We start from the raw sequence: 25,811 nt of genomic DNA, 5'->3' as shown, positions 1-25,811 counted from the left end.
GACGATCAACAGGATGGGGGGAACGAGGCTCTTGAGCAGCAGCGGCCAGAGGCTGCCGGTATGCCCCAGGTCCTGCATCAGTTCTTCCCGGTCGGCAGGGGGCGCCATCGAGGGTTTCAGCCAGGCGATGGCCAGCAGCATGCCCACCAGGATCACGGCGATCCCCAGGCCACCGCGCAGGGTGCCGAAGGCCAGGGCCATGGTATCGAGCAGTGTGGCAGCGACCCTCGACTTCTCAAGCAGCACGCCCATCAGTACGAACAGCGGTACGGCAAGCAGCGTCTGGTTGGTCATGATCCCGTAGAGGCGGCTGGGCATGGCGCCCATATACCCGATCTCGAAGGGTATCGGCACGCCCAGTTCGAGCAGCAGGTAGCCGATTCCGGCAAATATCAAGGCGGTGCCCGCCAGGGAAAGGGCCACCGGGTAGCCCAGCATCAGGACACCGCAGACAGCCGCGAAGAGCATCAGGGGAATGAAGTCGAGGAGATTCACCAGCACTAGAGCCGCTCCTCATGGCTCGGCCTGTGGTTTGGCAGTCGACCGCGCAGTATCGCCACCTGACGGATTACCTGGGCGATGGCCTGGAGCATCAAGAGTGCCATCATCACCAGGATCAGGGTCTTGAGCAGGAAGACGGCGGGAATGCCGCCGTCAGGGGAGCGCTCGAGGATCACCCAGCTGCTGCGCACATAGCCCAGGCTGGAAAGGCTGATGAAGACCACCGCCGGAATCAGCAGGAAGAGGGTGCCGCCGAGGTCGATCCAGGCTCGGCCGCGGGCGGACAGTCGGCGGTAGAAGATGTCCACCCTGACATGGCCATCGTGGCGAAGGGTCTAGGCGGCACCCAGCATGAAGACCATGGCATGCAGGTAAATCACCGATTCCTGCATCGCGGTGCTGTGGATGCTGAACAGGTAACGCAGGATGACGATGGCAAACTGCACCACCATCATGACGATCACGCACCAGGCGATGCCGCGCCCGACCAGGTCGGTAAAGGCATCGAGCCTCGCGAGCAGGGCGGGTTCGGGTGTCGCGGCTGTCATTGGACCTCTCGCATAAGCAGGAAAAGGCTCGCATCATCGCCGATTCGACGTCGATCGTCATCCCCGCAGCGTTTCAGGCTGGTACCGGCACAGGGCTCAGTACACCTCGTCCTTCTGCATTCCCTTGAGGGCCTGCAGGCAGGCGGGCGGCATTCTCACATCGACAGCGACGGGCAAGTGATCGGAGAAGAGATGATCTAGTACCCGCACATCGTCGGCCTGCAAGGAGTCGGACAACAGGATGTGGTCCAGTGCCCGTCGGGGCTGCCAGGAGGGATAGCTGAGCAGGGGGCGCACCGGGTGGAGAGGCAGCGAGGCGACGAAGCGTCGATGTCCATGGAGCTGTTCCGGGGTGCAGTTGAGGTCGCCCATCACCACGACATGACGCAGTGGCTGGATGATCTCGCTCAGGTAGTCGAGCTGGCGTTCGCGGCCGCGATGGCTGAGCGCCAGATGGGCGACGAAGAGATGCAGGGCATCGGGCCCCTCACCGAAGCGGGCGTGGATGGCACCACGACCGGGCAGGGTCCCCGGCAGGCGATACTCCTCTATCCGGCTCGGGGTCAGACGCGAGAGCAGGCCATTGCTGTGCTGGGCGATGCGGCCCAGGTTGCGATTGAGCTGCTGGAAGTGATGCGGAAAGCCCGCCCTGGCGGCCAGATATTTGACCTGGTTGACCTGGCCGGAACGGAAGCTGCCGCCATCGACTTCCTGAAGGCCGACGATGTCGAATCGCCCCATGACCTCCCCCATCATGTCCAGGCGTCGCTGGCGCTTGGGATGGGGCAGGAGATGTTGCCAACTCCGGGTCAGGTAGTGGTGGTAGGCAGACGTCTGGATGCCCACCTGAAGGTTGAAGGTGAGCAGCTTGAGATGGCCGCCTTCCAGTGGCAACGTCCTGGCATCGGCCAGATGCGACATCTCAGTCTGCACGCTCCTCGCGGACCTTCTCGACCAGGGCACCAGCAATCTGTGGCATGTTCTCCAGGCTTCCGGCGCTGCTCGGGCTTACCAGGTAGCGACCATCGACCACCAGAGCGGGGACGCCCCTGAGTTGCATTGTGCGCATGCGGTTGTGTGCCTGGTTGACCAGGTTCCTGACGCCGAAGGATTTCAGGGCCTGGCGAGCCTCATCCTCGCTGACGTCATAGTCGCTGAAGAATTCGGCGACATCGTCGACCTCGGTCAGGCCCCGTCCGTTCTCGTGGATAGCATGGAAGAAATCGTCGTGAATGGCGTCGAGGATCCCGAGTTCCTGGGCGGCATAGAATGCGATCGCATGCTTGTTCCAGTCACCGCCCATGGTGGCCGGCATGCGCAGAAAGGCGACATCCTCGGGCTGTTCGGCAACCCAGGCATTCAGGGGGTCTTCCAGGTTGTAGCAATGCGGGCAGCCGTACCAGAAGACCTCGCGGACCTCGATCTGGTCTTCCGCGACGCTGGTGTCGATGGACTCGGGCAGCATTTCGTAGTGCTGGCCCTCTACCAGGGAGGCTGACGAGGCCAGGGTGGAAAAGCCGAGTCCCGCCAGGGCGATCATCAGGGTCTTGAACATCTTAGACTGTTCTCCATTGTCTTGTAACAAGCGACATCCGCAGGTGTCGATGCCTTGGAACACCCCGGGCGTACAGGGTTCCCGGCCTCGGCCGTCTGCTGTCAGGGCTCCTGAGCGAGTATGGCGGCCCAGGCCGCCCTCCTCGCTCGGATTAACCCGTATTACGCTGCTCAGTGCAGGCCGAGGACGTAGTTGGCGACCGCTTCCATATCGGCATCGCTCAACTTGGAGGCGATGTCGCGCATGATGGCATTGGGGTCGTTGGCGCGTTCACCGGCGGCGAAGTTCTGCAGGGTGGCGACGGTATACTCGGCGAACTGGCCGGAGAGTCCCGGATAGACAGCGGTGCCGATGCCGTCCCCCGTCGGCGAATGGCAGGCCGCGCAGGCGGGGATGCCCTTGGCCATGTCGCCGGCGCGGTACAGTTCCTCGCCCCGGGCGATCAGCTCGGGGTCGGCCTGGCCGATGTTGGCGTCCTGCTCGGCGAAGTAGGCGGCCACGTCCCAGGCATCCTGATCGGAGAAGTTATCCACCTGCCCGGCCATCTGGGCCACTTGCCGGTTTCCATCGCGGATATCCATGATCTGCTTGGCGAGATAGGACATCTGCTGCCCGGCCAGGTGGGGGAAGGCGGAGGCGGGGCTGATGCCTGCCTGGCCATGACAGGCGGCGCAGCTCTGCGCCTTCTCCTGTCCTGCTGCTGCATCGGCGTCGGCCGCGAGATCGGCGTGGGCGGCGCCTGCGGCGCCCAAGGTGATTGCCAGGCTTGCCAGTAACTTTCTCATCGCTTTTCCACTGTCCCGTTACGTTGTTTGAGCGGTACGTACCCTGAGTGCGGCCTGTCGCGAAGCCTGTCGAGGCCGGACTGCCGCTGTGTTGGTTCGCGGACGTCGAGGGCGCGATGATACACTAAGCCCCCGGGTCGGAGATGAAATGACACTGCATTATAACCAATCACCCCGGCCGCGGTAATGCAAGTCTCGACCCTGTCATCTTCTACCATCGTCAGGACCCGCTCGCCATGTCGCGACTTCATTACCCGAACGCCCGATTTCTGATCAGTGCACCGACCCTGTCGACCTGCCCCGCCGATACCGGTGCCGAAGTTGCCTTCGCCGGCCGCTCCAATGCAGGCAAGTCCAGTGCGATCAATGCCCTGACTCATCAGAAAGCGCTGGCTCGTACCTCCAAGACCCCGGGCCGCACCCAACTGATCAATTTCTTTTCCCTGGGCGACGACCTGGAGCGTCGACTCGTGGACCTGCCGGGCTACGGTTTCGCCAAGGTCCCGGAAGCGGTGAAACGCGAATGGCAGCATCATCTTTCCGATTACCTCCGGCGTCGCGCCTCCTTGCGTGGCCTGGTGCTGGTGATGGATGTTCGCCATCCGTTGTCGGAATTCGACCAGACCCTGCTGGGATGGGCCGATGACAAGGCGATGCCGGTGCATATCCTGCTGACCAAGGCCGACAAGCTGAAGTCCGGTGCCGCGAAGAATGCCCTGCATCAGGTGCGTAGCCGTCTGCGCGAATGGGAGGATCTGGTCAGTCTCCAACTCTTCTCGGCTCTCAAGCACCAGGGAGTCGACGAGGCCCACGCGCGTCTCGACCTCTGGCTGACGGGTGAGCCTGCCGGTTGATCCAGTGGTCGGCAGGGGTCGTGGGTCAGGCCTTCTCGTCGTCATCAGGACGGCGTCTGGCGCGTGGATGGGCCGCATCATAGCTGGCCGCCAGGTGCTGCCAGTCCAGGCGGGTATAGACCTGGGTGGTGGAAAGGTTGGCATGGCCGAGCAGTTCCTGCACGGCACGCAGGTCCTGGCTGGATTCCAGCAGATGGCTGGCGAAGGAGTGGCGTAGCCGGTGGGGATGCAGGTGTTCGGCCAGCCCCCGAGTCCTGGCCAGCTCGGCCAGGCGTTTCTGGATGGCGCGGTGGCCGAGGCGGACTCCACGACGCCCGACAAAGAGCGCGGTCTCGCCTTCACCGGCCAAAGCGCCCCTTACCTTCAGCCAGACCTCTAAGGCCTGATGCGCCCGGCTGCCCACCGGCACCTGGCGTGGCTTGCGGCCCTTGCCGAGCACTCGCACGCGTCTTTTCTGCAGGTCGCCGAGGTCGAGTCCGGCCAGCTCGGCCAGGCGCAGGCCGCTGGAATAGAAAAGCTCGAGCATGGCCTGGTCGCGGACTGCCAGGGGTGAGCCGTCGCCAGGGGTGTCGAGGAAGCGTGCCAACTGGTCAACATCCAGGGGTCTGGGCAGGTGCCTCGACGCCTGCGGTGCCCGGGTGAGGACCACAGGGTTGTGCGCAAGGAGTCCGGCCGCGACCAGGTGATTGGAGAAGCGCGAGAGGGCGGCTCGGCGTCGGCCAAGACTGCGCGAGGCCAGGCCGCGGCTCCGCTCGCTGCCCAGGAAGCGTCGCAACAGGCCCACATCGAGAGATGACCAGTCGTGAATCGCCTGGGCCTCGAGAAAGCGGGTCAGCGCCGAGAGGTCCTGTCGGTAGGCCTTGACCGTGGCCGGACTGGCGGTACGGGCAAGCCCTTCCAGGAAACGGGTGACCTCCGTATCTAGCGGCGCTTCAGTCATGGGAGGCGCCGCTCAGCCTCACCAGCAATCGGGCGACGACCTCACCGACATATTCTGTGAGCAGCGTGTCCATGCTGGCACGGAAGTGGTCCGGGTCGGGACTGGCCAGCACCAGATAACCCATGGGCTCGCCCAGGGTCAGGCGGGTCAGGGCACAGGAGCCTGACTTGCGCGGTGCCGGATCATGGGGCAACAGGCGTTTCCAGTCGGTGGGCGTGAGTCGTGTGCAGCGGCTGACACGTCCATCGAGTAGCGCGGCCAGGCGTTGGCCTGAATGGTCGTCAAGCACGTGACGCGGCGCCTGGGGCGGCCTCGGTTCGGCATCGGTCAGGCTGGCCGGGCACCAGAGGGCCACCGAGGGGGTCTGGAAGCGTTCACTCAGCTGGGTAGCGAGGGCCTCGCCCAGGGCATCGTTGCTCTCGGCCTCGAGCAGGGCCAGCATCAGCTCTCGGGTGCGCCGATACTGGGCCTCATTGTGCCGGGCGGATTCCAGTAGCTGTTCGAGTCGCCATTCGGCCTGTTCGGCGCGGGTGCGCAGGTCATGGACCAGACGCTCGAGCAGCGACGTCGTGCCCCTTGCCTCGGGGTGGGGGACCCGCAACTGCTGCAGCAGTCCCTCGCGGCCGACGAAGAAGTCCGGATGGCGGGCCAGCCACTCGGCCACTCTGTCGGGGTCAAGGGTCTTGCGGGGTTCGGGAGCGGCTGGCGACATGCGGACTTCTCCTCGGGGCTTCAGATCAGGGCGATGCGTCCATCGAAAACGCGCTCGGCGGGACCGGTCATGGTCAGGTGAGTCTCGTCGCCGCCCCACTCGATACGCAAGTCGCCGCCGGGCAAATGCACGCTGACGGGACTCTCCAGCCACCCCTGGCGGATCCCCCAGGCTACCGCGGCACAGGCGCCGGTGCCGCATGCCAGGGTCTCGCCGGTGCCGCGCTCGTAGACCCGCAGGCGAATCTCGTGGGCAGAGACGACCTGCATGAAGCCGGCATTGACGCGCCTGGGAAATCGCGGGTGAGCTTCGATGGCCGGCCCCAGCCGCGCCACCGGCGCCGTATCGACGTCATCCACTTCGAGGACGGCGTGGGGGTTACCGAGGGAGACCACGCCGATCTCGAGACGCTCGCCCTCGACATCAATGTCGTGGCGCATGCGGTCCTCATTGGCCTCGAAGGGGATGATCTGGGGAGCAAAACGAGGAACGCCCATGTCCACCCTCACCTGGCCGTCGTTCTCGACGACCAGGGTAAGGGGGCCGCCGGCGGTCTCGACATGGATCTCGTGCTTGTGGGTCAGACGCTTGTCGCGCACGAAGCGGGCAAAGCAGCGAGCGCCGTTGCCGCAGTTCTCCACCTCGCGGCCGTCGGCGTTGTAGATCCGATAGCGGAAGTCCATGTCCGGGTCCCGGGGCGGCTCGACGACCAGCAGCTGGTCGAAGCCGATGCCGAAGCGGCGGTCGGCCAGCTGGCGTATCTGGTCATCCTGGAGGCGAGCACGCTGGGTCACCAGATCGACGACCATGAAGTCGTTGCCGAGTCCTTGCATCTTGGTGAAGTGCAGCAGCATCAGGCGTCTTCCTCGGGTAACAGTGCCTCGCCGGCCCACAGATCCTCGAGGCGTTCCCGGCGCCTGACCAGATGGGCCTGGTTGCCGTCGACCATCACCTCGGCGGGGCGCGGCCGGCTGTTGTAGTTCGAGGCCATGACGAAGCCGTAGGCGCCGGCGGAGTGCACCGCCAGAAGGTCGTCCTCGGCGATGGCCAGTTCCCGCTCCTTGCCCAGGAAGTCGCCGGTCTCGCAGACCGGGCCGACCACGTCATAGGTGGCGCTGTCGCGGGGGCGGCGGGTGTCCACCGGCAGGATGGCCTGCCAGGCCTGATAGAGGGCGGGGCGGATGAGGTCATTCATGCCGGCATCGACGATGACGAAATTCTTTGTCTCGCCGGGCTTGAGGAACTCGATCCGAGTCAACAGGATTCCGGCATTGGCGGCGATGGAGCGTCCTGGCTCGAAAAGCAGGGTCAGGCGCTCGCTGCCCTTCCATTCGGCGAGGCGCTCCAGGAGGGCGGTGGCGTAGTCGAAGGGGTGGGGCGGGTGTTCGTGGCGATAGGGCACGCCCAGGCCGCCGCCCAGGTCCAGGTGTTCCACCTCGATGCCCTGTTCGCGCAGCCTGGCGAGCAGCACCAGCAGCCGGTCCAGGGCATCCAGGAAGGGAGCGAGGTCGGTGAGCTGGGAACCGATATGGCAATCCAGACCTACCACCTTCAGATGGGGCAGGTGGGAGGCCAGTTCATAGACCGCCAGGGCCTCGTCGACCGGGATGCCGAACTTGTTGTTCTTGAGCCCGGTTGAGATGTAGGGATGGGTGCCGGCGTCCACGTCGGGATTGATGCGCAGTGATACCGGCGCCACCTTGTCGAGGCTAGCGGCGACGGCGTTCAGGCGCTCCAGTTCCGGGCGCGATTCGACGTTGAAGCACTTGATGCCCACTTCCAGCGCCCGGGCCATCTCGGCTTCCTGCTTGGCCACGCCCGAGAAGACCACTCTGGCCGGGTCGCCGCCGGCCACCAGTACCCGTTCCAGCTCGCCCATTGATACGATGTCGAAGCCGGCACCCAGGCGTGCCAGCAGTCCCAGCACCGCCAGGTTTGAATTGGCCTTCACCGCATAGCAGATCAGGTGCGGGTGGCCGCCCAGTGCCTCGGTATAGGCGCGGAAATGGCGCGCCAGCGTCGCCTTGGAGTAGACATAACATGGCGTGCCGACCTCGTCGGCAATGCGACTGAGCGGGACATCCTCGGCATAGAGCAGGCCGTCACGATAGTTGAAGTGGTCCATGCTAGCTCTCGCTGTCGTCGGACGCGTCGACGGCGTCGCGGGGGGCATACTGTTCGGTGGCCGCCTCGTCGCTCGGCAGATAGAGCGGCCCCTTCTGGCCACAGCCCGCCAGGGCCATGCCCAGTGCCATGAGGATCATCAGGATTGCCAGGCGTGCGAGGAAGAGGCGCATCAGACGCTCCCTGCCAGGACATCCCTGGCACGCTGGGCGGCGGCACGCACCTGGTCAGGGGCGGTGCCACCGATATGGTTGCGTGCGGCCACCGACCCTTCCAGGGTCAGCACCTCGAAGACGTCCCTCTCGATCAGCGCCGAGAACTGCTTGAGTTCCTCGAGCGTCATCTCGGAGAGGTCCTTGCGGTGACGAATGCCATAGGCTACCGACTGGCCGACGATCTCGTGGGCGTCGCGGAAGGCCGCGCCCTTGCGCACCAGGTAGTCGGCCAGATCGGTGGCGGTGGAGAAGCCGCCACGTGCCGCCTCATACATGCACTCCTTCCTTGCCTCGATGGCCGGCACCATGTCGGCGAAGGCGCGCAGGCAGCCCTTGACGGTGTCCAGGGTGTCGAACAGCGGCTCCTTGTCCTCCTGGTTGTCCTTGTTGTAGGCCAGGGGTTGGGACTTCATCAGGGTCAGCAGGCCGATCAGATGGCCGTAGACGCGACCGGTCTTGCCCCGTACCAGCTCGGGCACGTCGGGATTCTTCTTCTGCGGCATGATCGATGAGCCGGTGCAGAAGCGGTCGGGCAGGTCGATGAAGTCGAACTGGGCGCTGGTCCACAACACCAGTTCCTCGCTCATGCGTGACAAGTGCATCAAGAGCACGCTGGCGAAGGCCGTGAATTCGATGGCGAAGTCGCGATCACTCACGGCGTCCAGGGAGTTTTCCGATGGTCGCTCGAAGCCCAGTAACTCGGCGGTGACGTGACGATCAATAGGATAGGTCGTGCCGGCCAGGGCCGCGGCGCCCAGGGGCATGACGTTGACCCGCTTGCGGCAGTCGAGCAGCCGCTCGTGGTCACGGGCGATCATTTCCTGCCAGGCCAGCAGGTGGTGACCGAAGGTCACTGGCTGGGCGGTCTGCAGGTGGGTGAAGCCGGGCATGATGGTGTGGGCCTCGCGGTCGGCCAGCTCGATCAGTCCTCGGCGCAGGCGGGTCAGCTCTCCGGCCACGATGTCGATCTCGTCACGCAGGAAGAGGCGGATGTCCGTGGCCACCTGGTCATTGCGCGACCGGCCGGTATGCAGCTTCTTGCCGGTGATGCCGATCTTGTCGGTGAGTCGCGCCTCGATGTTCATGTGAACATCCTCGAGTTGCACGGACCACTCGAATTCGCCCCGCTCGATCTCGCCGCGAATCTCCTCGAGTCCGCTCAGGATGGCGTCACGCTCTTCCTCGTCGAGTACCCCGACCCGGGCCAGCATGGTGGCATGGGCAACGGAGCCCTGAATGTCATGGAAGGCGAGGCGCCGGTCGAAGTCCACCGAGGCGGTGAAACGCTCGACGAAAGCGTCGGTGGGCTCGTTGAAGCGTCCGCCCCAGGATTGGTTGGTGCTGTTGCTCGTCGGGCTTGGGCTCATCGCGCTGGTCATCCTGCATGACAGAGAGGGTATCGGGGCCCGTCGTCGCGCCGCCGTGACGCTGCCGGGACATGGCAGGGAGTGTACCAGAGTCGGCAGGGCTGGCGAGTGGGCGCTATCGGCGGTGCCGTGTCGGAGGCGCGGAATTTTTCCTGCTCCCTCGGGTGCTTTATGATGGCATCATCCATACCAAGATCACCGGTCATCGGGCGGCCTCGACTGTCGAGCAGCGCCGCCTCGGATGGGCCGGAACAGGGAGCGCCAGGTGCAGACCATTACCAAGCTGCGAATCGCCACGCGCAAGAGTCAGCTGGCCATGTGGCAGGCCGAGCACGTCCGTGATCGCCTGATGGCCGCCAATCCCGGCCTGGAGGTCGAGCTGGTCGCGCTGTCGACCCGTGGCGACAAGATCCTCGATACCCCGCTGGCCAAAGTCGGCGGCAAGGGGCTCTTCGTCAAGGAACTCGAGGAAGCGATGCTCGACGGTCGCGCCGAGATCGCGGTGCATTCCATGAAGGATGTCCCCATGCATTTCCCCGAGGGGCTTGGTCTCTCGGTGATCCTGGAAGGGGCCGAGCCCACGGATGCCTTCGTTTCCAATCACCATGCCACGCTGGATGCCCTGCCCCAGGGGGCACGCATCGGCACCTCCAGCCTGAGACGGTCCCTGCAGATGCGCGAGTTGCGCCCGGACCTCGAGGTGCTCACCCTGCGTGGGAGCGTCCAGACACGCTTGAGCAAGCTGGACGACGGCGAGTTCGATGCCATCCTGCTGGCGACCTCCGGCCTCAGACGCCTGGGGCTGGATGACCGCGTCACCCAGGAATTATCACCTGAGATCTGTCTGCCGGCCTGTGGCCAGGGAGCCTTGGGTATCGAATGTCGCATGCACGATACCGAGTTGATCAGCCTTCTGGCGCCGCTGGACGATTCGGCCACCGCCACTCGGGTGCGTGCCGAGCGTGCCATGAACACTCGCCTGGAAGGGGGTTGCCAGGTACCCATTGGCGGTCATGCCATCTTCGATGCCGATGGCGAGACGCTGTGGCTCAGGGCCCTGGTGGGCAACCCAGAGGGCACCCAGGTGCTGCGCGCCGAAGGCCGCGGATCGATTCACGAACCCGAGGCATTGGGGATACGCGTGGCCGAGGACCTGCTCGATCAGGGGGCCGGCGAGATCCTCGCCGAGGTCTACGGCGCGATCTGATGGCTGCGCCTCCTGTGCTGGTGACTCGCCCCGGCAAGCGAGGCGATGTACTCTCGGACGCTATTGCCAGCGCCGGCTGGCCGGTGGAGCGAATCACGGTCATGCGCCTGGAGACCCTGGCTGAAACGCCCGACATGAGATCGGCTATGCTGGATATTGACCATTTCCAGCGCGTGCTGGTGATCAGTCCCGCCGCCGCCGAATGGCTGGTCGAGGCGATGGATCGGTACTGGCCGCAGTTCCCGGTGGGTCTGGCCTACTATGCTGTCGGCGCCGCGACGGCGGCGATCCTCCATGAACACCTGGGGGTGCGGGTCCATCTGCCAGCCGCCGAGGCCGGCGAGGACACCAGTGAGGCCTTGTTGGGACTCGCCTCGCTGCAGTCATTACAGGATCAGCGAGTCCTCCTGGTGGCCGGGGAAGGAGGACGCCGCCTGCTGGCCGAGACCCTGGTGGCTCGCGGCGCGCGTCTCACGAGGCTGGCGGTGTATCGCCGATGCACGCTGGAACCCTCACCGGCCATCAAACGGCGCCTGGCGAGGGGGGATTTTCAGGCGTTGGTGGTGAGTAGCGGAGAAATTCTCGAACATCTGGCAAGATGGTGTGGTAATGCCGCGTTGAACCAACCGCTAATCGTTTCCAGTGCTCGGTTGACTACACTGGCTGACAAGCTTGGGTTCCGTGCCCCCGTCGTGGCGCTCGGTGCCACGCCCGCCGCTTTGACGGCAGCCGTGGCAACGGCCTGCGACTCGGAGGATGCCGATGTCGATCAAGACGATCTCTAAAAGGGCTAGCGACAGATGAGCAAGCAACCAAACGATCAACACGAAAAGCAGACGCCATCCGACCCGGCGCGGGACGGTGAGGCCTCGGGAACTCGCGGCGGCGAAGCCGACAAGGGTGACGCGAGCGGCAAGGGCCGCTCCCGGCGCCGTGGTCGAGCGGATCAGGCGGCCTCGTCCTCGAACAGGGCAGCCGGACCGGATGCAGCGGCGGCGCCCTCCGCGGGGTCGCCGGCAACGCCCGGCGCGTCTAAAGCGGATGACGGCAAGAAGAGCGATCCCAAGGCGGCTGATCCCAAGACTTCTGAGCAGAAGAGTCCTGAGCAGAAGAGTCCCGCCGAAAAGGCAGACCCGAAGGCAGCGGACACCAAGCCGGGAGACAACAAGGCAGCAGACAAGGACAGCGAGCCTGGCGACCAGCCGAGCCAGAAGCCCGCTGCCTCGTCGTCCGGCTCCAGCAAGCCCGGCGCAGCTTCCGGTGGCGCTGGTGGCGGAAGCCCCAGGCCGCCCGCTGCCGCCGAGGGTGGAGGCAAGGGCGGGGGCAAGAGCAAGAGTGGTCCCGTCGCCCTGGTGCTGGTGATATTGCTCGGCCTCATCGGTCTCTTCTTCGGTTGGCAGGGCTGGCAAAAGCTGCAGGCCCAGCAGGCGCGTCTCGCCGAGGTGGAATCTATCAGTTCCCAGGCCGCCACGTCCGACGAGCTGACCGCCCTGGAGAATCGCCTGGAGGAGAACGAAACCGAGCGCGATGCGGTGCTGGACAATGCCCTGTCGGAACTCGAGTCCGAGTTCACCAGCTATCGCAGCCAGGTAGACGAGACGCTGGATCAGGTGCTGGACGAGCTTTCCAGCGAACAGGAACCGGATGCCCGTGAATGGCTGCATGCCGAGGCGGCCTACCTCCTGCGCCTGGCCAACCAGCGCCTGCAGCTCGAACGCGATGTCGAGGGCGCTGCCGCCCTGCTGCGCACCGCCGATGAGCGCCTGAGCGAGGCCGAGAACCCGGCACTGCTCTCCGTGCGTCGTGCCATCGCCTCCGAGCTGTCGATTCTGGATGGTGTCCCCCAGGTCGACCGCACCGGCATCTACCTGGCACTCAATGCCCAGCAGGAGCGGCTGGCGATGCTGCCGCTGTCCCGCGAGCTGGAAGAGATCCCCGCCCGGTCGGGTATGGAGGAAGCCCCCACCGGTGAGTGGCAGGAACAGTTGTCCCGGTTCGGCCAGGAGCTCAAGGATCTGGTCGTGATCCGCCACCATGACGAGGCCATGGAATCCCTGATCACCCCGGAGCAGGAGTCCTACCTGCGCCAGAGTGCCCGTCTGGTGCTCGAGCAGTCCCAGCTCGCCCTGCTCAAGGAAGAGCAGGAGCTCTTCGAGGCCAGCATCGACAAGGTGCTGTCCATGATCAACGCCTATTACGCCACCGACCGCGAAGAGGTGCAGGCCGTCATCACGCGTCTGGAGGAGCTCAAGACGGAGAATATTCGTCCCGAGTTGCCGGATATCAGCGGTTCCCAGCAGGCGCTGGCCAGTTTCATCGAGCGTCGTTTCGGTTCGCGCAGCGAACAGGGAGATGACGCATGAGAAAGCTTATCCTGATCGTCGTCCTGGGCCTGGCGCTCGGTGCGCTGTTCGGCCAGTTGATGGTGTCTCTACCCGGCTACTGGCTGGTTCGGGTGGGCGACACCTCGATGCAGACCTCCTTCTGGTTCGGTCTGGTCATCCTGCTGGCGGCCTTTGTCGTCCTGCACTTCGGCCTGCGTATCCTGACGCGACTCTCCCGTCCGGTGAGCCGCTTCAAGGTGTGGAACAGTCGCACTCGCAACCGCAATGCCATGAAGCGGACCGTCCGCGGCCTGGTGGCCCTGGCCGAGGGGCGCTGGAAGCGGGCCGAGAAGTCCCTGGTCAAGGCCGCCGATGATTCCAGCACCCCTCTGGTCAACTACCTCTCGGCGGCTCTGGCGGCTCACTACCAGGGCCGTTACGACCAGGCCGACACCCTGCTAAAGCGGGCTCACCTCAGCACCGAGGGGGCTGATACCGCTGTGGGCATGATGCAGGCCCAGTTGATGCTGGACCGCCAGCAGTACGAGGAGGCCCTGGCCATCCTCACGCGGCTGGATCGCCACCTGCCCAACCATCCCCAGGTGCTCAAGCAGCTCAAGCAGGTCTATATCAGTGTCAGCGACTGGGACGGACTGCGGCGCCTGATGCCGCGGTTGGGTGCCCAACACCTGATCGCCCGTGAAGAACGCGAGCAGCTGGAGCTTCAGGCCTATCGCGAATTGATCGTCCATGAGGCCCGCGAGGGCGGCGACATCGAGCGGGTTCGCAGCCTCTGGGCGGACATGCCTGACCACCTGCGGACCAATACCGACCTGATCGTGCTCTACGCCGAGGCGCTGGTGCGTGGTGGCCAGGAACCCATCGCCGAACGCCTGCTGCGTCATTCCCTCAAGGAGCACTGGGATACCCGCCTGGTGTTGCGCTACGGCCTGCTCGACGTGGATGCGTCGCGCCAGCTGGTCTATGCCGAGAAGTGGTTGCAGGAACGGCCCAATGACCCCGACCTGCTCTTGACCCTGGGCCGCTTGTCGCTGCGCAATGCCTACTGGGGCAAGGCTCAGGAGTACTTCGAGGCGAGTCAGCGCCAGCGCCCGAGCGGCGTGGTCTGTGCCGAACTGGCCAGACTCTTCGCCAATCTCGGCGAGCACAACAAGAGCCAGTTGTACTACCGCCAGAGTGTCGAACTGCTCGACAAGTCCCTGCCCTCCCTGCCACAGCCCAGCGAGGCAAGTGACGAGTCCAAGGCCGACAAGAAGGCCAAGGCCTCCTGAGTCAGCGGCAACCTTCCCACTCCACTTCCACGGGGGCGCTTCGGCGCCCCTTTTGCATGTAGTCAGCGTTTCGCTAGCGGATCCGCTTTCCCTGCCGGGCCCTGGTCTATCGGCCTGTCTTGCCGGATGCGCCTTCGGCATATCCGGCATACGGCCATGGCTTCGTTTTGTGGTCCCGGCAAGCGACAGACCCTCAAGTCACTTCGACATCGCCGTCGCTGGGTTTCTCGTGCTCGGGGTTGGTAATCTCCTGACCATCGCCGTGCGCGGTGGACGAGGCGGCATCCGTTTGCTTCTTTGTGGCTCGCGACTCCAGTACCCGCACATTGGCCGCGGGGGCCTGGCCTGCCTTGTCCTCGCCGAAATAGAGCGTGGTGTGCGGGAAGGGGATCTCGATGCCGGCCTCATCGAAGCGCAGCTTGACCAAGCGGTTGTAGGCACGGCCCACGCCCCACTGGTCGCCCGGCGTGGTCTTGATCACCACCCGGATGTTCACCGAGCTGTCGGCCAGGGCAACGACGCCAGCGACGGTGAGCGGTGCCAGCAGCTTGTGGACGTGCTCCTCGCTGGCCTGGAGATCCTCGAAGGCCAGCTGCAGTTGCTCGATGGCATCATCGATGCTCTCCCGGTAGGCGATACCGTATTCACCCACATGGTTGCCGAACTCGCGCATATAATTGGAAACGGTGTCCACGCTGGAGAAGGGCACGATGTGGTAGGTGCCGGAGAGGTCGCGAATGCCCACCGAGCGGATGCTGAGCTTCTCGGCGGTGCCGGTAACGCCCCCTACCGTGACCACATCCCCGGTATTCATGGCATTCTCCACCTGGATGAAGATGCCCGTGATGATGTCCTGGACCAGCTTCTGTGAGCCGAAGCCGATGGCCAGGCCCAGAACACCGGCACCGGCGATCAGCGGGCCGATGTTGATGCCGATCTCGGCCAGCACGATCATCACCGTCATGGTGATCAGGGCGATGGCCAGGGCGTTGCGGAACAGCGCCAGCAGGGTCCGCGCCCGGGCCGAGGGCACGCCGCCGCCGGTCTCCGGGTTGAGCTTGTGCTCGATCAGGCTGGCCAGGCCCAACCAGACGGCCACGGCAACCACCAGAATCACCGCCACGCTGACCAGTTTGCCAACCAGTCCGCGTCCCGCCTCGGAGGCGTACCAGGTCGCCAGGTCGAAGGCGCCCCAGGAGTTCAGCACGATCATGATGACGGCGATCAGGATGACCGTGCGCAGGACACGCAGGGCATTGGGCACATAGCTGTTGAGTCGCGGCTCCAGCAGCGGGAGCTTGCGGCGCAGATCGTCGCCCAGGCGGATACGGCGACCGATGGTCTGGGTCAGCAAGCTCGAGACCAGCAGGCCCACCACTACGGCCGCAAGGGTCTTGAGGGTGGCGAAGAGCACGAAGGGCAGGGCGTCCGCGGGGCGTGTCAGGGTCAGCACCAGGACCATCAGGAAATAGGCCAGAGCGAAGAAGTGCCAGGTGCGGGCGAACAGCTGCAGCGAGACACGGGTAGCGGCCATGCTGGTGCGGCTTGCCTTTTCGTTGATGGCAGCGCGCAAGCGTACCCGATTGGCCAGCACCACCGTGACCGCATAGATGAAGGCCACGAACATGATCAGGGTGCCGATACTCTCGCCCAGGGTGGGAGCCAGGTAGGCATTGATCAGCGGTACCACGACCATCAGGCCGTAGCCGACAATGCCGATCAAGCGGGCGACCCAGCGGTTCCAGTAGGAGGCCTCATCGGCCGAGATCGGCAGCAGGCGCAGCCCCTCGTAGCGAGACGAAAACAGCATGCGTACCCCAACCTTGAGGAGTTCGATCACCAGGAAGGCGTTGAGGAACAGCGAGGCCCGGGTCGAGAGTTCGCCGGTTTCCCCGACGGCGAAGGTGGCGATCAGGTTGCCGCCTACATAGGCCAGCGCCACGATCAGCACGTCCACGACGGCGGCCAGGGCCACACAGATGACCAGGCGAAGGACGGGCGTCAGACCGGCACCGTTGAGTGACCACTGGCTGACGCTCGTGAATAACGGCTTGGCCAGGCGCCGGAAGGCGACGAACAACACGAAGGTGGCGAGAATCACCAGCCCCAGGTTGATCGCAGCGCTGGTGAAGGCCGCCGTGTCGAAGGTGCTGTCTTCGACGCCACCGGTGAACAGGCCCGCCATCGCTCCAACGGCATCGCCGAACTGGCTGCCGATATCGCCGGCGATGCGGCTCGTGGCCTGGGCCAGCTGGCGTGGCAGCGATGGCTCGGCCGACACCTCCTCGACGGCCTGGGGCTGGGCCTCATCGGCCATGCCGCGCAGCTGGTCGATCAGCTGCTGGCGAGACTCTTCGTTCTCCAGGAGTGCCGCCAGGGTGGAATAGGCGGGTGGTTCGGCACCGGTCTCGGCCTGCTGGGCATGGACGGGGCTGGTGAATACCATCAGGGCAATCAACAGCCAGCCCAGAATCAGGGGAAAGGCTCGCATCGGGGTCACGCTGTCTCCTCCTCGCTTGGCGTATGACCAATGGGGTCTTGGTAATCTTTCGGCATGATACGGATTTTCTGCCGCGACCTCGACTCTGGTTCTTGTGTTAGGCCTATATGTACAATAATTATACATAATTGGTGTTTCGTGTAATAATGTTCTCATAGGCTTGTGGCTTGGGTGATGATTCACCTTTCCCGGGCAAGCGTGCGATACTCCTTTGCCACCCATCCGGGTGGCTTTTTTTATTTCGTTTTCCCGCTGTCGCGGAGGCTGAGATGGCATTCGGGTTCCTCGCCGTCTTCTGGGTGGCGATCGGCGGTGCCCTGGGCGGCATGGGTCGACTAGCCGTGGGTGACCTCATCGGCCGGTGGGTCGGCACCCGCTTTCCCTGGGGCACCCTGGTCGTCAATCTCAGCGGCGCCCTGGCCATGGGGGTACTGGCAGGCTCGCTGGGACTGCCGACCCCGAGTGGAGACGGCCCGGGGTGGCAGTTTGCGGCCATCGGCCTGTTGGGAGGTTATACAACGGTATCCTCCTTCAGCCTGCAGACCCTGGCGCTATGGCAGCAGGGTCGCCGTTTCATGGCAGTGGCCAATGTCACTGTCACCCTGGTGGCGGGTTTCATGGCACTGGGCGTCGGATGGTGGCTGGCAGGTGGTTCGGCATGACGGCCTGGCGTGGCTACATGGCGGTGGGAGTCGGCAGTGCCCTGGGCTCCTCGCTTCGCTACCTGATCTCCCTGGCATCATGGAGCCCGGGCTTTCCCTGGGCGACCCTGACCGTCAACATCCTGGGTTCCTGGCTGATCGCCGCCTTCGTCGCCTATGCCTCGGGTCGTGCCACCGGGCGGGTGGCGCGTTGGCAGCCCTTCCTGGTGGCGGGGTTCTGCGGTGGCTTAACTACCTTCTCGCTGTTCAGCTTAGAAACGCTGCAGTTGCTAGACCAGGACCATCCCTGGCTGGCGCTGGGCTATGTGCTGGTGAGCGTTCCGCTATGGCTGACGGCGGCCTGGCACGGCTATCGCACCGGTCATCGCGCCACCATGACCCGTGGCTGATGGCCACCTCAATCCTCAACTTTTATCTCGCCGTCTTTCTTCTCGCTGACCCGTGGTTGCTGCGGTCTCGTCCTGCCAAGATCATACCGTGGAGCGGTCGGTCACCCAGGCACCGGCATCGGGAATGGACATCTCGCAGGTCTTGTCGAGCCAGGGTGAGCTGATCAGGAAGTCGGCACTGGCGGCATTGCAGGCCACCGGGATGTTCCACAGGGCGGCCAGGCGCAACAGGGCCTTGACGTCCGGATCATGGGGCTGGGGAGCAAAGGGGTCCCAGAAGAAGATCAGCAGGTCTAGCTTCTCCTCGGTGATCAGGGTGCCGATCTGCTGGTCGCCGCCCAGCGGCCCGCTCATGAGGCCATCGACCTCGAGGCCCAGCTCGCGCGTGATGCGGCTGGCCGTTGTCCCGGTGCCGACCAGTGCATGGTCGGCGAGGGTCTCTCGCCAGCATGTGACCCATTCCAGCAGTTCGGTCTTCTTGCCGTCATGGGCGATCAGTGCGATGCGCTTGCGGGCCGGCAGGGTCCGGCGAACGCTGGGCCGTGGACGTATATCGGACATGGCCTTATACCTCGAGGATCTTGAGGGTATTGGTGCCACCGTGGGCGTTCATGTGATCGCCGCGGGTCAGGATCACATGGTGACCGGGTTCGGCAACGCCATGCTCCACGATGCGTACCAGTGCCTTGTCGTTGAGTTCCTCGGCGGTCATCTCGCTGGTATCGAAGGGCAGCGAAACCACCCCGCGGTAGAGCGCCATGCGTCGCTGGGCGATGGGGTTGTGGGCCAGGCCGATGATGGGCAGGCCGGAACTGATCCGCGAGGCGATCAGGGGGGTATAGCCGGAGGCGGTCATGCAGGCGATGGCCGCCACACCGGAGAGGTGGTTGGCGGCATACATGGCCGAGAGGGCGATGGTTTCGTCGATCTGGGAGAAGCCCTCATGGATGCGGTGACCGGATTCCTGGATCATCCGTTCGCGCTCGGCCCCCAGGCAGACCCTGTCGACTGCCTCGATGGTTTCCACCGGGTAGTCGCCGGCGGCCGTCTCGGCGGAGAGCATCACCGCATCGGTACCGTCGAGCACCGCATTGGCCACGTCGAACACCTCTGCTCGGGTGGGCAAGGGCGAGTCGATCATCGATTCCATCATCTGGGTGGCGGTGATCACCGCCCGGTTGAGGGTGCGTGCGTGCTTGATGATGCGTTTCTGGGTACCGATCAACTTGGCGTCACCGATCTCCACGCCGAGATCGCCACGCGCCACCATCACCGCCTCGCTGGCGCGGATGATGCCATCGAGCGTCTCGTCGTTGGCCACCGCCTCGGCCCGCTCTAGCTTGGCGACCAGACCGATGTCCTTGCCGCGTTCGCCAAGCAGCTCACGCGCCTGCTGCATGTCCCCGGCGGTTCTCGGGAAGGAAATCGCCAGGTAATCCACTCCGATTTCGATGGCTGTCTCGAGGTCGGCCTTGTCCTTTTCGGTCAGCGCCGGGGCCGAGAGACCGCCACCCTGCTTGTTGATCCCCTTGTTGTTGGAGAGGGTACCGCCCACCACCACGCTGGTGTGGATCAGGTGGTCGGCCACACGGTTGACGTCGAGCACCAGACGACCGTCGTCAAGCAACAGGCGATCCTCTGGGGCGACGTCGTCGGCCAGGGTCTTGTAGTCACAGCCGACCCGGGTAGCGTCGCCGAGGTCGGCATCGAGCGCCATATCGAGGATGAAGGACTGGCCTTCCTCGAGCTCTACGGTGCCTTCCTTGAAACGAGCGATGCGGATCTTGGGCCCCTGAAGATCGCCCAGCGCCGCCACACTGCGGCCGAGGCGGTTGGCGATTTCGCGCACTCGGGTCAGGCGCTGGCGGTGGTCGTCGGCATTGCCGTGGGAGAAATTGAGGCGGACCACATCGACGCCGGCGGCGATCATGGCTTCCAGTACGCCCTTCCGGTCACTGGCGGGACCCAGGGTGGCGACGATCTTGGTGCGGCGAATGGGGTCATGCAAGGGAGTGGTGGGCATCGTGGGCTCCTTCGGTCGGGCAATGATTGTTGTCGGGACCATGCTACCGCTTTACTGGTAAGTTTACTACATCACGTTATTGCGTCTATTCTTTTATGCGTCGCACCAAATGGCATTTTCGGCTCTTTAAAAACGAAAATATGCAGGTGATCCTGGGTAGGTGAGGGCCACTTGAGGGGCAAAATGTTGTAAAATTACTAAAAAAATCTTGAGTCCTTGGCCCAATTGCACCACATTATGGGACATGTTCGTGGTCCATCGGGTTATCCACGACAACCGACACCACTGCATAACGGCATAAGGAGAAAGACATCATGACGCTCAAGATCGCCATCAACGGCTTTGGTCGCATTGGCCGCAACGTGCTGCGCGCCCTTTACGAGAATGACTACCGGAGTCGCGTGGAAGTGGTTGCCATCAACGATCTGGGTGACCCTGCGCTCAATGCTCATCTGCTCCGCCATGACAGCGTACACGGTCACTTCCCCTATAACGTAGAACATGACGAGTCCAGCATGACCGTGGGCGAGGATCGCATTGCCATCTTGTCACAGCGTGATCCGTCCAGGCTGCCCTGGAAAGACCTGGGCGTCGATCTGGTGATGGAGTGCACGGGACTGTTCACGACCCACGAGGCCGCGTCCCAGCACATCACCGCTGGTGCGCAGCGGGTACTGATCTCGGCCCCCAGCGGGGATGCCGACATCATGGTGGTCTACGGGGTCAACGAGCAGATGCTCAAGCCCGAACACCGGGTGGTCTCCAATGCCTCCTGCACCACCAACTGTTTGGCCCCGGTCGCCAAGGTGCTCAACGATACGGTGGGGATCGAGAGCGGCCTGATGACCACGGTACACGCCTATACCAATGACCAGAATCTTTCGGATGTTTACCACAAGGACCCCTATCGCGCCCGCAGCGCGACCCAGTCGATGATTCCGACCAAGACCGGGGCCGCTGCCGCCGTGGGTAAGGTGCTGCCCGAACTGGAAGGCAAGTTCGATGGCCTGGCCGTGCGCGTGCCGGTGATCAACGTCTCCCTGGTCGATCTCACCTTCACGGCGGGTCGTGAGACCACCAGGGAGGAGATCAACGCGGCCATCGAGAAGGCCGCCGCCTCCTCGGAAGTGCTGGCGGCGAACTCACAGCCGCTGGTGTCCATCGATTTCAACCATGATGCTCATTCTTCCATCTTCGATACTAATCACACTCGTGTGAATGGTCGCCTGGTCAAGATCATGGCCTGGTATGACAACGAATGGGGCTTTTCCAACCGCATGCTGGATACCGGCCTGGCCATGCATAACGCCTGACAGGGCGTTTTCACGTCCATGACAGGGAACACCCCGTGCTGCCTGACTATTCCTGGCTTGCCTGGTCAGTGATCTTCTTCTCGACCTATCTCACCGGCGTTTCCAAGGGCGGCTTCGCTGGTGGATTCGGGACGCTCTCGGTACCCCTGATGGCGTTGGCCATCGGCCCCATCGAGGCGGCCGGTCTCCTGCTGCCGCTCCTGCTGGTCATGGATGCCTTCACGGTGAAGGCCTGGTGGGGACATCACGACATGGCCGAAGTGCGGCGACTGGTGCCGGGGATGGCCATCGGTGTCGTGATCGGCACCCTGACGATCGGTAGCCTCAACGAGGATGGGGTGCGGTTGCTGCTGGGCCTGATGTCGCTGGTTTTTGCGCTCTATATGCTGGTTCGTCCCGCGGTTTCACGGCCAATCTCATCCGCCTGGGCGCTGCCCTCGGGGATCGGCTGCGGCTTCACCAGCTTCCTGGCCCATGCCTGGGCACCGCCCCTCAACCTCTACCTGATTCCTCGACGCTTGAGCAAGGAGGCTTTCATTGCCACCATCGCGATCGCCTTCGCCGTGGTGAACCTGATGAAGCTCGGCCCTTACCTCTGGCTGGGCGAGATCAACTTCACCAGTGCCTGGGCCTCTCTCGTCCTGGTGCCCGTGGCCTGGTTCGGGGTAAGAAGTGGCATCTGGCTGCAACATCGGGTCAGCGAGGTGCTCTTCTACCGGCTGGTGATCCTGGCCATGGCGGTGGTCGGGGTCCAGTTGATCGCCAAGGCGTTGGGGTGAGGCCCGTTATTCCGGGATATGCCAGGCCTCCGGACACTCCCGCGTGTGGAACAGGTACTGGGCGGTGGTGGCATTGCGCCGCTCGGCGAGGATCTCGCGCCCCTCGCTGAGCCCCGCCAGCAGAGAGGCTGAAGGGTGCCTCACGGTCAGCAACGTCAGGTCGTCCTGGCGCGCCATGTCATAGTCGACACTCAACGACTGGACGAGTTGTTCCAGGCGGGCGGGATGACTGTCCAGGCACAGCAGGAGTCGCGTGGCACCACCATCGATCAGCTCGGCATGCAGCCCGGCCTCCACCAGCCGGCCGAGGATGTGGTATTGCCGCGCCTCGTCCATGAAGGCCAGGTCGCGAGGGTGGACCTCCAGCAGTGTCTGTCCCTCGCTCAGAATGCAGGCGGGATGCTCGCCGTCATTCCGGGTATCGTCATCGATGAGGCTGCCCGCTGCGTCGGGTGTCTCGAAGGAGCGAACTACCAGGGGAATTGACTTGCGCTGCAATGGGGCCAGGGTCTTGGGATGAATGACCTTGGCGCCATGCCAGGCCAGCTCGATGGTCTCGGCGTAGGAGAGGTGTGCCAGCGGCACCGCGTTGTCGAAGCGTCGCGGGTCGGCATTGAAGAGTCCCGGTACGTCCTTCCAGAAGGTGGCGTCTTCGGCGTCCAGGCAGTAGGCGAGGATGGCGGCACTGAAATCCGAGCCTTCCCGGCCCAGGGAGGTGGAAAGCCCGTCGCGGGTGCTGCCGATAAAGCCCTGGGTGACCAGCAGTTTTTCGCTGTCGACTTCCAGCTCGCCTACGCGTTGAGCCGTGGCCTGCCAGTCGATATTGGCGGCTTGGTGGCTGGCATCGGTGATGATCAGGTCCCTGGCATCGAGCCAGCGGGTGGCGATGCCGCTTTCCTCGAGCCAGGCAGCGACGATGGTGGTCGAGAGCAGCTCTCCATAGCCGATGGTCTGGTCATAGTGAAGCGCACGGTCTTCATGGCAATAGGCGCGATGCCGTTGGTCCAGTTCGGCGAAGAGCGACCGGATCCGGTCACGCAGGTCACCGGCCTCGGAACCGAACAGCGCCTCGACGGTGGCGAGGTGATCGGCCTCGAGCCTTTCGAGGCGGTCACGGTAGTCATCTTGTTGGTCGCTGCGCATGGCCTCGAGCAGGGCCTCAAGGGCGTTGGTGGTCTTGCCCATGGCCGAGATCACCACGACCAGAGGGTGACCCCGGAAGCCCCCCAGCAGTTCGCCCAGGTGGCGGATCGCTGCGGCGTCCTTGATCGAAGCGCCACCAAACTTGAAGACCTTGGTCATCTCTTGTTTCCCTCAGCTGAGTCGTTGCCGGTAATCCTCGTACCCGAAGGTCTTAACCGTGCGCACCCGGCGGCTAGCTTCGTCGATCCGGCAGATCGACGGCAGGCGGATGCCGTTGAAGGTGGTCGTCTTGACCATGGTGTAGTGGGCCATGTCGGTAAACATCAGGCGGTCGCCGATGGTGAGCGGGGCGTCGAAGCTGTACTCGCCCACCACATCGCCGGCGAGACAGGTCAGGCCGCCCAGGCGATAAGTGTGGGCCTTCTCGCCGGGCTCGCCGGCACCGATGATCTCCGGCCGGTAGGGCATCTCCAGGACGTCGGGCATGTGCGCCGTGGCGGAGGTGTCGAGGATGGCGATGGTGCCCTCGTTGACGACGGTATCGAGCACCGTACACACCAGGTAGCCGGTATTGAGCGCGATCGCCTCGCCCGGCTCCAGATAAACCGTCAGGTGTGGATAGCGCGCCTTGAAGTCGCGGATCACCCGCACCAGCCGCTCGATGTCGTAGTCGGCACGGGTGATATGGTGGCCGCCGCCGAAGTTCACCCAGCACAGGCCGGCCAGATAGGGTCCGAAATGAGCCTCGAAGGCGTCCAGCGTATGTTCCAGGGCATCGCTGTTCTGCTCGCAGAGGGCATGGAAATGCAGGCCCTCCAATCCCTCCAGATCCGCCGGGGCGAGGTCCGCGGCGCGGGTGCCGAGGCGCGATCCCGGGGCGCAGGGATCATAGAGGGGTACCGCGCCGGTGGAATATTCCGGGTTGACACGCAGGCCGCAGGAGACCGGTCGCGACGCCGCCGCCACGGTATCGCGAAAATGCCGCCACTGCCCCGGCGAGTTGAAGCTCAGGTGGTCCGCATAGCGCAGCACCACCTGCATCTCCTCACCGGTGAAGGCCGGCGAGTAGACGTGCACCTGGCCACCGAAGGTTTCCGCGCCCAGTCGCGCCTCATCCTGGCCGCTGGACGTGGTACCCACCAGGTAGTCGCGAATCATGGGAAAACAGTCCCACATGGCGAAGCCCTTGAGGGCCAGCAGGATCCTGGCGCCGCTGCGCTCCTGGACCTGTCCCAGCAGTTCCAGGTTCTTGCGCAGCAAGGCATCGTCGATCACATAGGCCGGCGAGGGACAGGCGTGGATATCGAAGGGGTAATCGATGTCGCTCATCTCGCGATCAGGCCAGGGGGTCGGTGTCGGAGTCGAGCTCGACCATCTGCCAGGGCAGGCCCATGTCACCGATACGTGCCATGAAGGGGTCCGGGTCGAGTTGCTCGACGTTGAACACGCCATCGCCCTTCCACAGACCTTCCAGCATCAGCATGGCCCCGGTTACCGCGGGGACGCCGGTGGTATAGGAGATGGCCTGGGACTGCACTTCCCTGTAGCACGCCTCATGGTCACAGATGTTGTAGAGGTGCACCTTGCGACGCTTGCCGTCCTTGATGCCGTCGAGAATCACGCCGATGTTGGTCTTGCCCTTGGTGCGCGGACCAAGCGAAGCCGGGTCCGGCAGCACCGCCTTGAGGAACTGCAGCGGGGTGATCTGGCGACCATCGAACTCGATCGGCTCGATGCTGGTCATGCCGACGTTCTCGAGCACCTTGAGGTGGGTGATGTACTTCTCCGAGAAGGTCATCCAGAAGCGGATTCGCTTGAGGCCGCGGATATTCTGTGACAGGGACTCCATCTCCTCGTGGTAGAGCAGGTAGAGGTCCTTCTCGCCGATGCCGTCGAAGTCGAAGGTGCGCTTCTCGGCCAGCGGTGCGGTCTCCTTCCATTCGCCCTCTTCCCAGTAGCGGCCCTTGGCGGTGATCTCGCGGATGTTGATCTCGGGATTGAAGTTGGTGGCGAAGGGGTAGCCGTGGTCGCCGCCGTTGGCATCCAGGATGTCGATGCGGTGGATCTCGTCGAACAGATTCTTCTGGCCATAGGCGCAGTAGATGTTGGTCATGCCCGGGTCGAAGCCGCAGCCCAAGGTGGCCATGTTGCCCGCCTTGGCATAACGGTCCTGAAAGGCCCACTGTTCCTTGTACTCGAACTTGGCCTCGTCCGGGTGCTCGTAGTTGGCGGTATCCAGATAGGGCACGCCGGTGCGCAGGCAGGCCTCCATGATGGTCAGGTCCTGATAGGGCAGGGCCACGTGGATCAGCACATCCGGCTGGAAGGACTCGATCAGCGCGACCAGTGCCTCGACGTCATCGGCATCCACTTCGGCCGTCTGGATGGGACGCTCCAGTTGGGCCGCAATGGTACGGCACTTCGCCTGGTTCCGGCTCGCCAGGCAGATCTCCGAGAAGACCTCCGGATGCTGGGCACACTTGTGGGTGACAACGCCACCGACGCCGCCGGCGCCGATAATCAGGACTTTGCTCATGAGGGTTCGAATCCAGATCGAGAAATGTTCAACGATGATAGG

Annotated in this window: 26 protein-coding genes and 1 pseudogene; 9 read left to right on the top strand and 18 right to left on the bottom strand. The window is 64.1% G+C overall.

Features of this window, described 5'->3' with window-relative positions; translation table 11 throughout:
- The 6 genes and pseudogenes from ACESMD_RS01840 to ACESMD_RS01815 all read right to left on the bottom strand — a co-directional run.
- Positions 1 to 501, bottom strand: a 501-nt coding sequence (locus tag ACESMD_RS01840) for a TRAP transporter large permease subunit (RefSeq protein WP_372609789.1), incomplete at its 3' end; no start/stop codon positions are given.
- Positions 501 to 821: pseudogene (locus ACESMD_RS01835) on the bottom strand (TRAP transporter small permease subunit); the annotation flags it as partial. The gene ACESMD_RS01840 and the pseudogene ACESMD_RS01835, both read right to left, overlap by 1 nt.
- 15 nt (positions 822 to 836) lie before the next feature.
- Complete coding sequence (locus ACESMD_RS01830) at positions 837 to 1,049, bottom strand: TRAP transporter small permease subunit (protein WP_372609787.1); 213 nt, start codon at positions 1,047 to 1,049, stop codon at positions 837 to 839.
- 96 nt (positions 1,050 to 1,145) lie between these two features.
- The gene (locus ACESMD_RS01825) at positions 1,146 to 1,970 is read right to left on the bottom strand and encodes an endonuclease/exonuclease/phosphatase family protein (protein ID WP_372609785.1); all 825 of its coding nucleotides are present in this window, start codon (positions 1,968 to 1,970) and stop codon (positions 1,146 to 1,148) included.
- Between the two features lies 1 nt (position 1,971).
- Positions 1,972 to 2,604, bottom strand: a complete 633-nt coding sequence (locus tag ACESMD_RS01820) for a thiol:disulfide interchange protein DsbA/DsbL (protein WP_372609783.1) — start codon at positions 2,602 to 2,604, stop codon at positions 1,972 to 1,974.
- Positions 2,605 to 2,774: 170 nt separating this feature from the next.
- On the bottom strand, positions 2,775 to 3,389 hold the full coding sequence (locus ACESMD_RS01815) for a cytochrome c (protein WP_372609781.1): 615 nt from the start codon (positions 3,387 to 3,389) through the stop codon (positions 2,775 to 2,777).
- Positions 3,390 to 3,625: 236 nt separating this feature from the next.
- Between ACESMD_RS01815 and yihA the strand changes: the two genes are divergently transcribed.
- Positions 3,626 to 4,243, top strand: a complete 618-nt coding sequence (yihA, locus tag ACESMD_RS01810) for a ribosome biogenesis GTP-binding protein YihA/YsxC (protein WP_372609779.1) — start codon at positions 3,626 to 3,628, stop codon at positions 4,241 to 4,243.
- Positions 4,244 to 4,268: 25 nt separating this feature from the next.
- Here yihA and ACESMD_RS01805 read toward each other — a convergent pair whose 3' ends face one another.
- Genes ACESMD_RS01805 through argH form a run of 6 tightly spaced genes read right to left on the bottom strand, consistent with a single transcriptional unit; the run spans position 4,269 to position 9,601 of the window.
- Positions 4,269 to 5,183, bottom strand: coding sequence for a tyrosine recombinase XerC (locus tag ACESMD_RS01805; RefSeq protein WP_372609777.1), 915 nt, complete (start codon positions 5,181 to 5,183; stop codon positions 4,269 to 4,271).
- Positions 5,176 to 5,895 carry a DUF484 family protein gene (locus tag ACESMD_RS01800; protein ID WP_372609775.1) on the bottom strand — a complete coding sequence of 240 codons (720 nt, stop codon included), beginning with the start codon at positions 5,893 to 5,895 and terminating at the stop codon, positions 5,176 to 5,178. Before ACESMD_RS01800 ends, ACESMD_RS01805 begins: the two co-directional genes overlap by 8 nt.
- Positions 5,896 to 5,915: 20 nt before the next feature.
- Positions 5,916 to 6,749, bottom strand: coding sequence for a diaminopimelate epimerase (gene dapF, locus ACESMD_RS01795; RefSeq protein ID WP_372609773.1), 834 nt, complete (start codon positions 6,747 to 6,749; stop codon positions 5,916 to 5,918).
- On the bottom strand, positions 6,749 to 8,020 hold the full coding sequence (gene lysA / locus ACESMD_RS01790) for a diaminopimelate decarboxylase (RefSeq protein WP_372609771.1): 1,272 nt from the start codon (positions 8,018 to 8,020) through the stop codon (positions 6,749 to 6,751). The genes dapF and lysA overlap by 1 nt, the downstream gene beginning before the upstream one ends.
- 1 nt (position 8,021) lies before the next feature.
- Positions 8,022 to 8,192, bottom strand: a complete 171-nt coding sequence (locus ACESMD_RS01785) for a lipoprotein (protein ID WP_372609769.1) — start codon at positions 8,190 to 8,192, stop codon at positions 8,022 to 8,024.
- Positions 8,192 to 9,601, bottom strand: a complete 1,410-nt coding sequence (gene argH / locus ACESMD_RS01780; protein ID WP_372609767.1) for an argininosuccinate lyase — start codon at positions 9,599 to 9,601, stop codon at positions 8,192 to 8,194. Before argH ends, ACESMD_RS01785 begins: the two co-directional genes overlap by 1 nt.
- 265 nt (positions 9,602 to 9,866) lie before the next feature.
- Between argH and hemC the strand changes: the two genes are divergently transcribed.
- Genes hemC through ACESMD_RS01760 form a run of 4 tightly spaced genes read left to right on the top strand, consistent with a single transcriptional unit; the run spans position 9,867 to position 14,424 of the window.
- Positions 9,867 to 10,808 (top strand): hydroxymethylbilane synthase, encoded by a 942-nt coding sequence (gene hemC, locus ACESMD_RS01775; RefSeq protein WP_372609765.1) that lies wholly within the window; start codon positions 9,867 to 9,869, stop codon positions 10,806 to 10,808.
- The gene (locus tag ACESMD_RS01770) at positions 10,808 to 11,593 is read left to right on the top strand and encodes a uroporphyrinogen-III synthase (protein ID WP_372609763.1); all 786 of its coding nucleotides are present in this window, start codon (positions 10,808 to 10,810) and stop codon (positions 11,591 to 11,593) included. The genes hemC and ACESMD_RS01770 overlap by 1 nt, the downstream gene beginning before the upstream one ends.
- Positions 11,594 to 11,608: 15 nt before the next feature.
- A complete protein-coding gene (locus ACESMD_RS01765) occupies positions 11,609 to 13,171 on the top strand; it encodes a uroporphyrinogen-III C-methyltransferase (RefSeq protein ID WP_372609761.1) in 1,563 nt (520 codons plus the stop codon).
- A complete protein-coding gene (locus tag ACESMD_RS01760) occupies positions 13,168 to 14,424 on the top strand; it encodes a heme biosynthesis HemY N-terminal domain-containing protein (RefSeq protein WP_372609759.1) in 1,257 nt (418 codons plus the stop codon). The genes ACESMD_RS01765 and ACESMD_RS01760 overlap by 4 nt, the downstream gene beginning before the upstream one ends.
- A 193-nt stretch (positions 14,425 to 14,617) precedes the next feature.
- Here ACESMD_RS01760 and ybiO read toward each other — a convergent pair whose 3' ends face one another.
- On the bottom strand, positions 14,618 to 16,915 hold the full coding sequence (gene ybiO, locus ACESMD_RS01755) for a mechanosensitive channel protein (protein ID WP_372609791.1): 2,298 nt from the start codon (positions 16,913 to 16,915) through the stop codon (positions 14,618 to 14,620).
- 278 nt (positions 16,916 to 17,193) lie between these two features.
- Between ybiO and ACESMD_RS01750 the strand changes: the two genes are divergently transcribed.
- Together ACESMD_RS01750 and ACESMD_RS01745 are read left to right on the top strand one after the other, a co-directional pair.
- On the top strand, positions 17,194 to 17,586 hold the full coding sequence (locus ACESMD_RS01750; RefSeq protein WP_372609757.1) for a CrcB family protein: 393 nt from the start codon (positions 17,194 to 17,196) through the stop codon (positions 17,584 to 17,586).
- Entirely contained in the window at positions 17,583 to 17,975 is a 393-nt protein-coding gene (locus ACESMD_RS01745) for a CrcB family protein (RefSeq protein WP_372609755.1), read from the top strand. Before ACESMD_RS01750 ends, ACESMD_RS01745 begins: the two co-directional genes overlap by 4 nt.
- Positions 17,976 to 18,056: 81 nt before the next feature.
- On the opposite strand, the gene ACESMD_RS01740 is transcribed toward ACESMD_RS01745, so the two are convergent.
- Both ACESMD_RS01740 and pyk read right to left on the bottom strand, forming a co-directional pair.
- Positions 18,057 to 18,536, bottom strand: a complete 480-nt coding sequence (locus ACESMD_RS01740; RefSeq protein WP_372609753.1) for a methylglyoxal synthase — start codon at positions 18,534 to 18,536, stop codon at positions 18,057 to 18,059.
- 4 nt (positions 18,537 to 18,540) lie between these two features.
- Positions 18,541 to 19,998, bottom strand: a complete 1,458-nt coding sequence (gene pyk / locus ACESMD_RS01735) for a pyruvate kinase (RefSeq protein ID WP_372609751.1) — start codon at positions 19,996 to 19,998, stop codon at positions 18,541 to 18,543.
- Between the two features lie 314 nt (positions 19,999 to 20,312).
- Between pyk and gap the strand changes: the two genes are divergently transcribed.
- Entirely contained in the window at positions 20,313 to 21,311 is a 999-nt protein-coding gene (gap, locus tag ACESMD_RS01730; RefSeq protein WP_372609749.1) for a type I glyceraldehyde-3-phosphate dehydrogenase, read from the top strand.
- Positions 21,312 to 21,346: 35 nt separating this feature from the next.
- Positions 21,347 to 22,090 (top strand): sulfite exporter TauE/SafE family protein, encoded by a 744-nt coding sequence (locus ACESMD_RS01725; RefSeq protein WP_372609747.1) that lies wholly within the window; start codon positions 21,347 to 21,349, stop codon positions 22,088 to 22,090.
- 6 nt (positions 22,091 to 22,096) lie between these two features.
- Here ACESMD_RS01725 and ACESMD_RS01720 read toward each other — a convergent pair whose 3' ends face one another.
- Genes ACESMD_RS01720 through ACESMD_RS01710 form a run of 3 tightly spaced genes read right to left on the bottom strand, consistent with a single transcriptional unit; the run spans position 22,097 to position 25,769 of the window.
- Positions 22,097 to 23,392, bottom strand: coding sequence for an aspartate kinase (locus ACESMD_RS01720; protein WP_372609745.1), 1,296 nt, complete (start codon positions 23,390 to 23,392; stop codon positions 22,097 to 22,099).
- A gap of 12 nt (positions 23,393 to 23,404) precedes the next feature.
- Positions 23,405 to 24,562 carry a carboxynorspermidine decarboxylase gene (gene nspC, locus ACESMD_RS01715; RefSeq protein ID WP_372609743.1) on the bottom strand — a complete coding sequence of 386 codons (1,158 nt, stop codon included), beginning with the start codon at positions 24,560 to 24,562 and terminating at the stop codon, positions 23,405 to 23,407.
- A gap of 7 nt (positions 24,563 to 24,569) precedes the next feature.
- Positions 24,570 to 25,769, bottom strand: coding sequence for a saccharopine dehydrogenase family protein (locus ACESMD_RS01710; protein ID WP_372609741.1), 1,200 nt, complete (start codon positions 25,767 to 25,769; stop codon positions 24,570 to 24,572).
- Positions 25,770 to 25,811: the final 42 nt, after the last annotated feature.

It is taken from the genome of Halomonas sp. (assembly GCF_041689495.1).
GTDB lineage: Bacteria > Pseudomonadota > Gammaproteobacteria > Pseudomonadales > Halomonadaceae > Halomonas.
The sequence above is the reverse complement of the archived record's forward strand: the minus strand, read 5'-3'. Positions and strand labels throughout refer to the sequence as shown.

What these genes read in the sequence shown, in the direction of transcription:
- ACESMD_RS01830 (WP_372609787.1), bottom strand. Translation starts at nt 1,049, where the DNA reads ATGACAGCCGCGACACCCGAACCCGCCCTGCTCGCGAGGCTCGATGCC.
- ACESMD_RS01825 (WP_372609785.1), bottom strand. Translation starts at nt 1,970, where the DNA reads ATGTCGCATCTGGCCGATGCCAGGACGTTGCCACTGGAAGGCGGCCAT.
- ACESMD_RS01820 (WP_372609783.1), bottom strand. Translation starts at nt 2,604, where the DNA reads ATGTTCAAGACCCTGATGATCGCCCTGGCGGGACTCGGCTTTTCCACC.
- ACESMD_RS01815 (WP_372609781.1), bottom strand. Translation starts at nt 3,389, where the DNA reads ATGAGAAAGTTACTGGCAAGCCTGGCAATCACCTTGGGCGCCGCAGGC.
- yihA (WP_372609779.1), top strand. Translation starts at nt 3,626, where the DNA reads ATGTCGCGACTTCATTACCCGAACGCCCGATTTCTGATCAGTGCACCG.
- ACESMD_RS01805 (WP_372609777.1), bottom strand. Translation starts at nt 5,183, where the DNA reads ATGACTGAAGCGCCGCTAGATACGGAGGTCACCCGTTTCCTGGAAGGG.
- ACESMD_RS01800 (WP_372609775.1), bottom strand. Translation starts at nt 5,895, where the DNA reads ATGTCGCCAGCCGCTCCCGAACCCCGCAAGACCCTTGACCCCGACAGA.
- dapF (WP_372609773.1), bottom strand. Translation starts at nt 6,749, where the DNA reads ATGCTGCTGCACTTCACCAAGATGCAAGGACTCGGCAACGACTTCATG.
- lysA (WP_372609771.1), bottom strand. Translation starts at nt 8,020, where the DNA reads ATGGACCACTTCAACTATCGTGACGGCCTGCTCTATGCCGAGGATGTC.
- ACESMD_RS01785 (WP_372609769.1), bottom strand. Translation starts at nt 8,192, where the DNA reads ATGCGCCTCTTCCTCGCACGCCTGGCAATCCTGATGATCCTCATGGCA.
- argH (WP_372609767.1), bottom strand. Translation starts at nt 9,601, where the DNA reads ATGAGCCCAAGCCCGACGAGCAACAGCACCAACCAATCCTGGGGCGGA.
- ACESMD_RS01770 (WP_372609763.1), top strand. Translation starts at nt 10,808, where the DNA reads ATGGCTGCGCCTCCTGTGCTGGTGACTCGCCCCGGCAAGCGAGGCGAT.
- ACESMD_RS01765 (WP_372609761.1), top strand. Translation starts at nt 11,609, where the DNA reads ATGAGCAAGCAACCAAACGATCAACACGAAAAGCAGACGCCATCCGAC.
- ACESMD_RS01760 (WP_372609759.1), top strand. Translation starts at nt 13,168, where the DNA reads ATGAGAAAGCTTATCCTGATCGTCGTCCTGGGCCTGGCGCTCGGTGCG.
- ybiO (WP_372609791.1), bottom strand. Translation starts at nt 16,915, where the DNA reads ATGCGAGCCTTTCCCCTGATTCTGGGCTGGCTGTTGATTGCCCTGATG.
- ACESMD_RS01750 (WP_372609757.1), top strand. Translation starts at nt 17,194, where the DNA reads ATGGCATTCGGGTTCCTCGCCGTCTTCTGGGTGGCGATCGGCGGTGCC.
- ACESMD_RS01745 (WP_372609755.1), top strand. Translation starts at nt 17,583, where the DNA reads ATGACGGCCTGGCGTGGCTACATGGCGGTGGGAGTCGGCAGTGCCCTG.
- ACESMD_RS01740 (WP_372609753.1), bottom strand. Translation starts at nt 18,536, where the DNA reads ATGTCCGATATACGTCCACGGCCCAGCGTTCGCCGGACCCTGCCGGCC.
- pyk (WP_372609751.1), bottom strand. Translation starts at nt 19,998, where the DNA reads ATGCCCACCACTCCCTTGCATGACCCCATTCGCCGCACCAAGATCGTC.
- gap (WP_372609749.1), top strand. Translation starts at nt 20,313, where the DNA reads ATGACGCTCAAGATCGCCATCAACGGCTTTGGTCGCATTGGCCGCAAC.
- ACESMD_RS01720 (WP_372609745.1), bottom strand. Translation starts at nt 23,392, where the DNA reads ATGACCAAGGTCTTCAAGTTTGGTGGCGCTTCGATCAAGGACGCCGCA.
- nspC (WP_372609743.1), bottom strand. Translation starts at nt 24,562, where the DNA reads ATGAGCGACATCGATTACCCCTTCGATATCCACGCCTGTCCCTCGCCG.
- ACESMD_RS01710 (WP_372609741.1), bottom strand. Translation starts at nt 25,769, where the DNA reads ATGAGCAAAGTCCTGATTATCGGCGCCGGCGGCGTCGGTGGCGTTGTC.